General features: G+C 72.0%; 12 protein-coding genes. 10 read left to right on the top strand and 2 right to left on the bottom strand.

Features of this window, described 5'->3' with window-relative positions; all coding sequences use genetic code 11:
• Window position 1: 1 nt before the first annotated feature.
• The 10 genes from LXN57_RS01815 to LXN57_RS01860 all read left to right on the top strand — a co-directional run bounded on the left by LXN57_RS01815 (window position 2) and on the right by LXN57_RS01860 (window position 8,972).
• Entirely contained in the window at window positions 2–2,824 is a 2,823-nt protein-coding gene (locus tag LXN57_RS01815) for a Na+/H+ antiporter subunit A (protein ID WP_251796215.1), read from the top strand.
• Between the two features lie 64 nt (window positions 2,825–2,888).
• Window positions 2,889–3,293, top strand: coding sequence for a Na(+)/H(+) antiporter subunit C (locus LXN57_RS01820; RefSeq protein WP_251796201.1), 405 nt, complete (start codon window positions 2,889–2,891; stop codon window positions 3,291–3,293).
• Window positions 3,290–4,798, top strand: a complete 1,509-nt coding sequence (locus tag LXN57_RS01825) for a Na+/H+ antiporter subunit D (protein ID WP_251796202.1) — start codon at window positions 3,290–3,292, stop codon at window positions 4,796–4,798. The genes LXN57_RS01820 and LXN57_RS01825 overlap by 4 nt, the downstream gene beginning before the upstream one ends.
• Window positions 4,795–5,331, top strand: coding sequence for a Na+/H+ antiporter subunit E (locus LXN57_RS01830; RefSeq protein ID WP_251796203.1), 537 nt, complete (start codon window positions 4,795–4,797; stop codon window positions 5,329–5,331). Before LXN57_RS01825 ends, LXN57_RS01830 begins: the two co-directional genes overlap by 4 nt.
• Window positions 5,328–5,795 (top strand): MrpF/PhaF family protein, encoded by a 468-nt coding sequence (locus LXN57_RS48165; RefSeq protein WP_308206586.1) that lies wholly within the window; start codon window positions 5,328–5,330, stop codon window positions 5,793–5,795. The genes LXN57_RS01830 and LXN57_RS48165 overlap by 4 nt, the downstream gene beginning before the upstream one ends.
• On the top strand, window positions 5,792–6,133 hold the full coding sequence (gene mnhG / locus LXN57_RS01840) for a monovalent cation/H(+) antiporter subunit G (protein ID WP_251796204.1): 342 nt from the start codon (window positions 5,792–5,794) through the stop codon (window positions 6,131–6,133). Before LXN57_RS48165 ends, mnhG begins: the two co-directional genes overlap by 4 nt.
• A 10-nt stretch (window positions 6,134–6,143) precedes the next feature.
• Window positions 6,144–6,602: a BON domain-containing protein gene (locus LXN57_RS01845; protein WP_251796205.1), complete on the top strand. Its 459-nt coding sequence runs from the start codon at window positions 6,144–6,146 to the stop codon at window positions 6,600–6,602.
• Between the two features lie 77 nt (window positions 6,603–6,679).
• Entirely contained in the window at window positions 6,680–7,633 is a 954-nt protein-coding gene (locus LXN57_RS01850) for a Clp protease N-terminal domain-containing protein (RefSeq protein ID WP_251796206.1), read from the top strand.
• A gap of 152 nt (window positions 7,634–7,785) precedes the next feature.
• Window positions 7,786–8,595: a hypothetical protein gene (locus LXN57_RS01855; protein ID WP_251796207.1), complete on the top strand. Its 810-nt coding sequence runs from the start codon at window positions 7,786–7,788 to the stop codon at window positions 8,593–8,595.
• 5 nt (window positions 8,596–8,600) lie between these two features.
• Window positions 8,601–8,972, top strand: a complete 372-nt coding sequence (locus LXN57_RS01860) for a GntR family transcriptional regulator (protein ID WP_251796208.1) — start codon at window positions 8,601–8,603, stop codon at window positions 8,970–8,972.
• Between the two features lie 31 nt (window positions 8,973–9,003).
• Here LXN57_RS01860 and LXN57_RS01865 read toward each other — a convergent pair whose 3' ends face one another.
• Together LXN57_RS01865 and LXN57_RS01870 are read right to left on the bottom strand one after the other, a co-directional pair.
• Window positions 9,004–9,594: a 4a-hydroxytetrahydrobiopterin dehydratase family protein gene (locus LXN57_RS01865; protein WP_251796209.1), complete on the bottom strand. Its 591-nt coding sequence runs from the start codon at window positions 9,592–9,594 to the stop codon at window positions 9,004–9,006.
• Window positions 9,587–10,015 (bottom strand): PPOX class F420-dependent oxidoreductase, encoded by a 429-nt coding sequence (locus tag LXN57_RS01870; RefSeq protein WP_251796210.1) that lies wholly within the window; start codon window positions 10,013–10,015, stop codon window positions 9,587–9,589. Before LXN57_RS01870 ends, LXN57_RS01865 begins: the two co-directional genes overlap by 8 nt.
• Window positions 10,016–10,491 lie beyond the last annotated feature (476 nt).

The following is a 10,491-nucleotide window of genomic DNA, read 5'->3' on the forward strand; positions in this document are numbered from 1 at the left end:
GCTGCTCGTCGTCCTGATCCTGCACGCCGCGGCCGCGATGCTGGCCCCGGTGGCGATCCGTCACGCCGGCAACCGCGCTCTCTACGGCCTGGCGCTCGTGCCGGCCGGAACCTTCGTGTGGACCGCGACCCGGACGCCGCCGGTCGTCGAGACATACCCCTGGGTGCCGCACCTGGGCATGGACCTGGCCCTGCGGATGGGCCCGCTGTCGTGGCTGATGATGCTGATCGTCAGCGGCATCGGCGCGGTCGTGCTGGCGTACTGCGCCCGCTACTTCCAAGAGGGCGACCCGGGCCTGGGCCGGTTCGCGGGCATCTTCCTCGGTTTCGCCACCGCGATGACCGGCCTGGTCGTCTCGGACGACCTGCTTCTGCTGTACGTGTTCTGGGAACTCACCACCGTCTTCTCGTACCTGCTGATCGGGCACTCGGGCGAGCACTCGGCCGGGCGCCGCGCGGCCATGCAGGCCCTGGTCGTGACCACCGCGGGCGGGCTGGCCATGCTGGTCGGCTTCGTCCTGCTCGGGCACGGCGCGGGTACGTACCGCTGGTCGGAGATCGTCGAGGGGCCGTTGCCCGCGGGCAGTGCGACCGCGGCGGTGCTGATTCTGGCCGGGGCGCTCAGCAAGTCGGCCATCTTCCCGTTCAGCTTCTGGCTGCCGGCCGCGATGGCCGCGCCCACTCCCGCGTCGGCCTACCTGCACGCGGCCTCGATGGTGAAGGCCGGCGTCTTCCTGCTGGGCCTGCTCGGCCCGCTGCTGGCTCTGGCCGAGCCCTGGCGGCCGGTCGCGCTCGTGGCCGGGATCATCACGATGCTGCTCGGCGGCTGGAACGCCATGCGCCAGCACGATCTGAAGCTGCTTCTGGCGTACGGCACGGTGAGTCAGCTGGGCCTGCTGACCATCGCGCTCGGGGCCGGGTGCCGGGCCGCCGCGCTCGCCGGAGCCGCCCTGCTGCTCGCGCACGCCCTGTTCAAGGCGGCCCTGTTCCTGGTCGTCGGCATCGTCGACCGGCTGGCCGGCACCCGCGATCTGCGCGAGCTGAGCGGGCTGGGCGGGCGGATGCCGGTGCTCGCGGTCATCGCCGGGCTGGCCGTCGCCTCGATGGCGGGTGTGCCGCCGCTGGCCGGGTTCGTGGGCAAGGAGACGCTGTTCGCGGCGTTCGAGCACGGCGGCACGACCGGCCGGTTGGTGCTGCTCGCCCTCGTCGCCGGCTCGGCGCTGACCGTGGCGTACGGGTTGCGGTTCCTCTGGGGCGCGTTCGCGGGCAAGCCCGGGGTCGCTCCACTGCAGACGCCACGGCCCGGGTTCGCCTTCCTGGCACCGGCCGGGCTGCTGGCTCTGGCCGGGCTCGGCGTGGGCATCGCCGCCTCGTGGCTGGACGGGGTTCTCACTCCGTACGCGTCGCAATTTCCCGGCGAGACGGAGCATCTCGCGCTGTGGCACGGGTTCGGGCTGCCGTTGTTGCTCTCGGCGGCCGTCCTCGCGACCGGCGGCGCCATCTTCGCCGTGCATCTGCGGGGCCGCCCGTGGCCGGGCCGTCGCCTGCCCGCCGCCGAAACCGTCTACAAGTGGCTGATGTCCTCCGTCGACCGGGCCGCCGTCGAGGTCACCGGGGCCACCCAGCGCGGGTCACTGCCGTTCTCGCTCGGCGTCATCCTCGTCGTCCTGGTGCTGTTCGGCGCGGGCACACTGGTGTTCGTCGCGCCCTGGCCCAGCGGTCTGCGGCTGTGGGACACGCCGCTGCAACTCGTGGCGGGCGCCGTGGTGGTCAGCTCGGCGCTGATCGCGGCCCGGTCGCGACGCCGGCTGACGGCGATGATCCTGCTCGGGGTGTCCGGCTACGGCGTGGCCGTCATGTTCGTGCTGCACGGCGCGCCCGACCTGGCGCTGACCCAGTTCCTGGTCGAGACGGTCACGATCGTCATGTTCGTGCTGGTGCTGCGCCGCCTGCCGGTCCGCTTCTCGGCCCGGCCACTGCGGGCCAGCCGCGTCATGCGCACGACCCTCGCGGCGGCGACCGGTCTGGTGGCCGCGGGCATGGCGTACGTGGCGGTCGGCGGCCGGATCGCGACGCCGATCTCGGTCGACTTCGCGGAACCCGCGGTCTCGTACGGCGGTGGCCACAACATCGTGAACGTGGCGCTGGTCGACATCCGGGCCTGGGACACCATGGGCGAGATCTCGGTGCTCGTGGTGGCCGCGACCGGGGTGGCGTCGCTGATTTTCCGGCGCTCCGGCGCCCTGCAGCGCCGCCGGGCCGAACAGGGCAACGGCAACCTCGACCAACAGGTGCAGGAGCCCGGACCCTGGCTGCGGGCCGGGGACAACCCCGAGGCCCGCCGCCAGTCGATCATCCTGCAGGTGGTGGCACGCCTGCTGTTCCACACGATCGTGCTGTTCTCGATCTACCTGCTCTTCAGCGGGCACAACGCGCCCGGCGGCGGCTTCGCCGGCGGCCTGGTGGCCGGGCTGGCGCTGACCACCCGCTACCTGGCCGGCGGGCGGCGCGAGCTGAACGCGGCGGCGCCGGTCGACGCCGGCCTGCTGCTCGGGGCGGGCCTGCTGACCGCGGTCGGCACCGGAGCGGCGGCCCTGGTGGCCGGGGGCGAGGTGCTGCAGAGCGCGCTGCTCGACCTCCACCTGCCGGTGCTCGGTCACATCCACTTCGCCACGTCGGCCTTCTTCGACATCGGCGTCTACCTGATCGTGGTGGCGCTGGTGCTGGAGATCCTGCGCAGCCTCGGCGCCGAGCTGGACCGCCAGCACGAGGTCGCGGCGCGGACGGAACGACGGGCGATCGAACGACAGAGGGAGCCGGTATGAGCGACTGCACCGGAGTCAGCGGAGCGCCCGTACGGCCAGGAGGGCATACCACAGGAGGCTCAGCATGACTCCGAATCTGGTCTACGTCGTGGTGATCGGCGTGCTCTTCGCGGCCGGGGTCTCGATGGTGCTGGAGCGCAGCCTGACCCGTGTGCTGATGGGAATGATCCTGCTCGGCAACGGTGTGAACCTGTTGATCCTGCTGGGCGGCAAGGCCGGCGCCCCGCCGATCGTCGGCGCGTCCGACGAGGAGATGGCCGACCCGCTGCCCCAGATCATGATCCTCACGGCCATCGTCATCACGCTCGGCATGACCGCGTTCCTGCTCGCCCTGGCCTATCGCAGCTGGGCCATGTCCGGCCACGACGAGGTGCAGGACGACGTCGAGGACCAGCGGATCATGCGGCTGGCCGAGCGGGACGAGGGTTCCGGGACGGACGACACCGACCACCACGAGGCCGCGCGATGAGCTTCCTGGTCCCCCTGCCCGTCGTGATGCCCCTGTTCGGGGCCGCGCTGACGCTGATGATGGCGGGGAAGCCCCGCGCGCAGCGGACGGTCAGCCTCACCGTGCTGACCGCCACCGTGCTGGTCTCGTGCGCCCTGCTCTGGATCTCGACCACGAACGGACCGCTGGTCGTCGCCGTCGGCGGCTGGTCGGCGCCGCTGGGGATCGTGCTCATCGCCGACCAGCTGGCCGCGCTGATGCTCGTGGTCTCCTCGGCGGTGACCCTGTGCGTGCTGGTCTATTCGATCGGGCAGGGCATGGCCGACGGCCACGAGGAGACGCCGCTCTCGGTCTACCACCCGACCTATCTGATCCTGACGGCCGGCGTGACCAACGCGTTCCTCGCCGGCGACCTGTTCAACCTGTACGTCGGGTTCGAGATCCTGCTGGTGGCCAGTTACGTGCTGCTGACCATCGGGGGCACCGAGAACAGGATCCGCGCCGGTTCGACGTACGTCGTGGTCTCGTTGCTCTCGTCGGTCATCTTCCTGACCGCGATCGGCCTCATCTACGCGGCCACCGGCACGCTCAACCTGGCCCAGCTGGTCGAGCGGCTGGACGCGCTGCCCGACGGCCTGCGGCTGATCCTGCAGGGCATGCTCCTGCTCGCGTTCGGCATCAAGGCCGCGGTGTTCCCGCTGTCCTCATGGCTGCCGGACAGCTATCCGACCGCGCCCGCCCCCGTCACGGCGGTGTTCGCGGGCCTGCTGACCAAGGTCGGGGTGTACGCGATCATCCGCACCGAGACGCTGCTGTTCCCCGGCGGCCGGGCCGCCGCCGTGCTGCTTGTCCTGGGCCTGCTCACCATGGTGATCGGGATCCTGGGCGCGGTGGCGCAGTCGGACATCAAGCGGCTGCTGTCGTTCACTCTGGTCAGCCACATCGGCTACCTGCTCTTCGGGGTGGGCTTGGCCACGCAGCTCGGGCTGGCCAGCGCGATCTTCTACGTGGTCCACCACATCACCGTCCAGACCACGCTGTTCCTGGCGGCCGGCCTGATCGAGAAGCGCGGCGGCAGCACGGCCCTCGACAAACTGGGCGGGCTGGCCAAGCTGTCCCCCGTACTCGCCGTGCTGTTCCTCGTGCCGGCGTTGAACCTGGCCGGGATCCCGCCGTTCAGCGGCTTCATCGGCAAGCTGGGGCTGGTGCAGGCGGGCGTGGCCGACGGCGGGCTGCTGGCCTGGCTGCTCGTCGGCGGTGGCATCCTGACCAGCCTGCTGACCCTCTACGCGGTGGCGCGCGTGTGGAACCTCGCCTTCTGGCGCACCCCGCCCGCGTCCGTGCCGCCGGCCTCGGGCTCGCTGCTCCCGCGGCTCATGGTGGCGCCGACGATGGCCCTGGTCGTCTTCGGCATCGCGCTCACGGTCGTGGCCGGTCCGCTGTTCGAGGTCTCCGACGGCGCCGCCTCGTCCCTGATGGAACGTGCCTACTACGTGCGGGCAGTGTTCGGCGGAGGTGCGCCGTGACGCGGGGACGGTGGCGGGACAGGTGCGTCGCCGCGCTCGGGCTGACCGTCATCTGGGTGCTGCTGTGGGGGTCGTTCAGCGCGCTGACCATCGTCGGCGGGCTGGTGATCGCGGTCGTGGTGCTGGTGGTGTTCCCGCTGCCGGCGGTCACCTACGCCGGGCGGATCCAGGCGCTGGGCGTGCTGCGGTTCGCCGGCCGGTTCGCGCTCGACATGGTCGTCGCCAGCTTCCAGGTGGTCTCGCTGGCCTTCCGGTTCGGGCACGTGCCCCGCAGCGCGATCGTCGCCGTCACCCTGCGGGCGCCCTCCGACCTGAACCTGACCATGACCGCCGAGGCCCTGTCGCTGGTGCCCGGCAGCCTGATCGTCGACGTCGACCGCCGGCGCGGCGTGCTGTACGTGCACGTGCTGGGCGTCGAGTCGGCCGAGGAGGCCGAGCAGTTCAAACAGGACGTGCTCGACCTGGAACGCCGGCTCGTCCGAGCCTTCGGATCACCCGCCGAACGACGCATTCTCGAGGAGGCGCCCGCATGACGGCCATCGCCATCGTCGTCACCGTGCTGCTGGCCGGGGGCGCTGTCCTCGCCCTGATCCGAATCGTCCACGGCCCGTCCATCCTGGACCGGATAGTCGCCACCGACGTGCTCCTGGCCGTGATCGTCATGTCCATCGCCGCCGAGGCCGCGTTCTCCCGCGACGCGACCGCCCTGCCCGTGCTCGCGGTGCTGTCGATCCTCGGCTTCACCGGCGCGGTCAGCGTGGCCCGGTTCGCCATCCGCCGCCAGGCCGCCGCCGACCCGGCCAGCGGCCGCGACGCGGACCGGCCCAGCCCGGACTACCAGGCCGAATCGGTCGACCGGCCCGACTCCCTGGGCGTCCCGGAAGCCCTGAACCGGCGCCCACCCGAGCCCCCGGACCGCGGGGACTCACTCAGCCCGCCCGGCCGCGACCTACTCGACCGGCCCGCGGAGGAAGTGCCCGCGGAGGAAGTGCGATGAGCGGCGTGCTGGACGTGATCGCCGGGGCCTGCCTCGTGCTGGGCGCCCTGCTCAGCCTGTCGGCCGGGGTGGCGCTTATCCGCTTCCCCGACCTGCTGTCCCGCATGCACGCCGCCACCAAGCCACAGGTGCTGGGCCTGCTGCTGGCGCTGATCGGCTGCGCGCTGCGCCTGCGCGAGGCCGTCAGTATCACCACGCTGCTGCTGGTAGCGGTGTTCTCGATGGCCACGGCGCCCGTGGCCGCCCACATGATCGGCCGGGCCGCCTACCGAGCCGGCCAGGCCCGGGCCGACCTGCTGGTGGTCGACGACCTGGCCGGCGCCGACGACAAACGCTGAGGAGGTCGCCATGGAGCCCGACGACGCCGACCGGGAACTCGCCCGCCGGCTGGCCGAGTCCCTGGCCGCCGACGAGCGCTACCGCCGCCAGCCCCTGGCCGTCCAGGTGCAGAACGGCGTGGCCATCCTGACCGGCACGGTCGAAAGCCCCGAGGTCTATGACGCGGTCACCGCCCACGTGCGCGAGACTCCGGGCGTTCGGGACCTGTGCGACGGCATCCTCGTGCAGGACGGCGAGGCCCGGTTGCGCGAGGCCCGCCAGTTCGGCGAGCTGGCCGCCCGACTCGCCGTACAGCCCGTGACCGGCACCCGCCGCGGCCGCCCGGCCGCGGTCGTGGCCCGCGTGGCCATGCTGGCCGTGACCGCCCTCATCGTCGTCATCGAGGTCGCGGGCTGGCTGGCCGCCGTCTTCGGCGTGGGCCTGCTGGCCTGGACGGCCGACGTCCTGCTGCGCCGCCGCAAGCGCTGACCTATGCCCTGGGGCAGGGGCCCGTCTCCGTCCTGGGCCCGATGGCCGGCCCGCGCCGAATCCTTACCGTGGTCCTCATGGAAATCATGATCGGCGACAAACTGACCCACACGCTGGGCCGGGCGCGCGGGGCCGCCGACGGACCCATCGGCACCGGGCCGCTGTTGTTCTCGCTGGCGTACGACAAGGGAGTGAAACCGCTGCTCGACGCGTTCGACATCTCGTCGACGGTGATTCTCACGGTGCTACGTACGCCTGGACGCCCATCGGCCGAACCCGACGCCGGGCGTGTCATCGAGCCGGACGCCGGCCCGGTCCTCGGTCCGTCCGGCGAGCACGCGCACGTCCGCGGCACCGACGGTCGCTCCCTGCCTGTCTCGGCGGCCGCAGCCGACGCGCTCCGCGAAGCTCAGGACTCCCCGGCGGCCTTGCTGGCCGCGTTGGTCGACGACCCCGCCGCCGAGGCGTCGGCCGTCATCCGCGACTGCGGCGTCAACCCGGACGAAGTCCGCCAGGCTGCCCTCGACGGCCACCGACCGCAACGCGCCGACCGGGTCGCGCCCGAACTTCGCCCCGCCCGCGACGCCCTGCTGGGCCGCACCCGCTACCGGGGCCGCGGCTTCCAGGACCGCCTGCTCTTCTCGGTGCTGGCACGCAAGGTGAACCACGCCGCCCGTCCCGTGCTCTGGACCCGCCTGGAGGCCGACGAACAGGCCCGCCGCGAGAACCGCCCCACCCGTACCGACGACGTCCTGCTGGCGATGCTGGTCACCCACGAGGTGGCCGCCGCCTATCCCCACCTGGCGTACGCCGCCCAACCCCACTACGGCGGCGGCGAGACCCTGCTGGCCCAGGGCATCACCCACACCCGCGTCCGCGCCGCCACGCCAACCGGCCCCGACGAGGTGCCGCCCAGCAAGATCCTCGTCCCCGGCCCCGACTGGACGGAAGACACCCAGGTGCTGCTCGATCGCCTGACCGCCCACCCCGGCAACCGAGCCACCCGCCTCCTCGACTCCCTGCGCCGCTGACCCCCAACCACCCGACCGGCCCACCCGCCCGGGGTCGGGACGACCTTGGCCGCGTTCCGTCGCACGGTTCGGCGTGCGCTTCACCCATTGACTTGTCGCAAGTGTTGTCCCAACATGGTGAGACAACACTTACGACAAGCTGGGAGGCTGCCATGCCGAGGAAGGTGCGTCCGACGCAGCTCGAGATAGCCCGCCTGTGGTTGGCCGGGCACGGCCTGGCCGACGTCACGCCGACTCCGATGCTCTCGGCGCGCCTGACGGTCCGTCGACGCACGCGGCTGGCCGCGGCCATTCTGCCGGCAGTGTTCCTCTGTGGGACTGCCCTCGTCTATGTCTCTGCCTTGCCGCTCCGCCCGGGGGACGACGGGTTCGGGACGCAGCAGCGGTGGGCGCTGGTGGTGCTGACGGCACTGGTGGCCGGGCTGGTGCTGGGCCTGTCGCTGCTGGACCGGTGGGTGCGACGGGTCGATCAACAGGCGGCCGCGGAGTTGCCGCGACGGGCGACCCACTCCGTCCGGCCCGGCTGGCGAACCGTGCTCGGCGTTCCGCGGGCCGCGTTGCTGGCGATCACGTACGCGGGCGCGGCCGTGCTGGCGATCGCGGCCCTGATCATGCGGGACGGCGTCGCGAGGTACTCGGCGGTCATCATGCTCATCGGGCTGTGCGGGGTCGCCGCCGGCACGGCCGTCCAACTGCGCCATGTGCTCACCCACCCGGTGGTGGCCGACGACGAGAGCTCCCTGAAGGCCGACTTCCTCATGCGCGTCGAGGACGCCCGCGGGGTGGGCCTGCCGACCGTGGTGTGGTCGCTGCCGGTCGTGTCGGTCTTCGACACCGGGCTCGACCCGTGGAACACGGGCTGGCTCGCCTTCGTGATCCTGAGCGTCATCGCGCTCGCCCTGATCACGGCCGGGGACGTACGGAACGCCCTGGCCGCCCAGCACGGCCGCACCGCCCCGTGAACCGCATGATCGTCATCGACTCGGCCTCCCCCGTCCCACCGTTCGAGCAGCTCCGCGCCCAACTGGCCGGGCAGATCCAGGAACGCACGCTGGCCGTGGGCACCCGGCTGCCGACCATCCGCCGCCTGGCCGCGGACCTCGGCCTCGCGGTCAACACGGTCGGCCGGGCCTACCGTGAGCTGGAGGAGGCGGGGCTGATCGAGACCCGCGGCTCGGCCGGCTCGTTCGTGACCGCAGCCGGCGAGCAGGGGCGCGAACAGGCCCGCCACGCCGCCGCGGAGTATGCCGCCCTCATCACCCGCCTCGGCATCGACACCACCGAAGCCGTCCGCATCATCCAAGCAGCGCTGACCACGCGCGCCCCGGAAGCCGGCTGAGCCCCGGGAGCGCCTCCATCTCCCGGGTTGCTCAGTCGCGGCCGCGTGGGGTGGCTATGCAAGCCTCGTTGCCCTCGGGGTCGGCCAGCACCCACCACTTCGGGGCGTGCGCGTCGGAGACCAGGCGGCCGCCGGCGGCCAGCGCGGCCGCTATCCGGGCTTCTGCCTGATCCTCGGGAACGGCCACGTCGATGTGGACGCGGTTGCGTTGCGGGCGTGGCGAGTCGAGCGGCTGGACGCCGAAACCGGGGCCGCGGCCGTGCGGATCGCCCAGGAAGTCGTCGCCGAACTGGCGGTAGCCGAGCAGCGCGCGCCAGAAGGCGAGCACCGCCGGGGTGGCCAGCGCGTCGATCGTGACGTCGACCAGTTGGACGGCGGACGGGTCAGCGGTCAGGCCCAGGCCGGCCGCGGCGGCGGAGATGCCGCGGGCCAGCTCGGCGTCGCGACGCACCAGGGTCACGGTGACGCCGGCCGGGCGCAGGTCGACGCGCGGGGGATTCTCGGTGGCCAGCCGGCCGATGCGCTCGACGAGAGCGACGCCCTGCGCGAACGACTCGGTGCGGAAATGCGCCGCTACGACGCGATAGAGGACGCGCCAGTCGTCATGGAGGGGTTCAGCCATTGCGGTTCGGCCGGTGTTCGGCGCGCCTGGATTCGTACCAGGTGGCGCCGACCGGTACGCCCGCCATGTTCCAGCTCCAGGAGATACGCGGAGCTATCCGCAGATAGAAGCCGGGCCCGGTCATGCCGGTCCGCTCGACCGGGCCGTCGGCGTCGCCGTACACCCGGATGCCGCGGGCGATGAACGGGTCGAAGGAGACCATGTCGTCGACGACCAGCGCGATCCGCCGGTGGCCGGACCGGACGTTGACGAACTTGCGGGTGGCCAGGACGGATTCGCCCGAGCCGCCGATCCAGAAGACCGATCCGTCGTACTCGAACGCGACCGGCATGACGTCGGGCTGACCCTCCGGGCCGGCGGTCGCCAACCGGGCCAAGGGCTGAGACCGCAGGTAGGCGATCTCCTCGTCGGTGAACGACATGCTGCCTCCCGCGCTCGGCCGGCTCCGGGCGATCTGTTCGTGCTCAATCCCGGCGAGCCCGACACGCAGCGAGGGCCGACCGTGCCAAGCACGTTAGCAGCCGGACCAACCGGGTCGAGCGCACTCAGCCCCTGCTCAGAACTATCGCCCGTAACTCCGGCGGCCCTTCCGAGGGCTGGCCTGCTCGGGAGCCGCCAGTTACGGACGACACCTTCGGCTACATGCTTCGGTTCGTCGTTGGTCCGGCTTTAGTTCGTCGTTGGTCCGGGGACTTCACGCGGTGCGAACTGACGCAGCCGACTGTCCAAGTCGGCGACGAGGACAGCTGGCTACGCGGCAGCACGTCCGGTGGAACCGCGTGAGCGTGGCGACACTATCCAAACGGTGGCGAGGGCAGCAGGCTACGCGGCAGCACGTCCGGTGGAACCGCGTGAGCGTGGCGACACTATCCAAACGGTGGCGAGGGCAGCAGGCTA

The sequence above is a fragment of the Paractinoplanes hotanensis genome (genome assembly GCF_023717965.1).
Taxonomy (GTDB): Bacteria; Actinomycetota; Actinomycetes; order Mycobacteriales; family Micromonosporaceae; genus Actinoplanes; species Actinoplanes polyasparticus.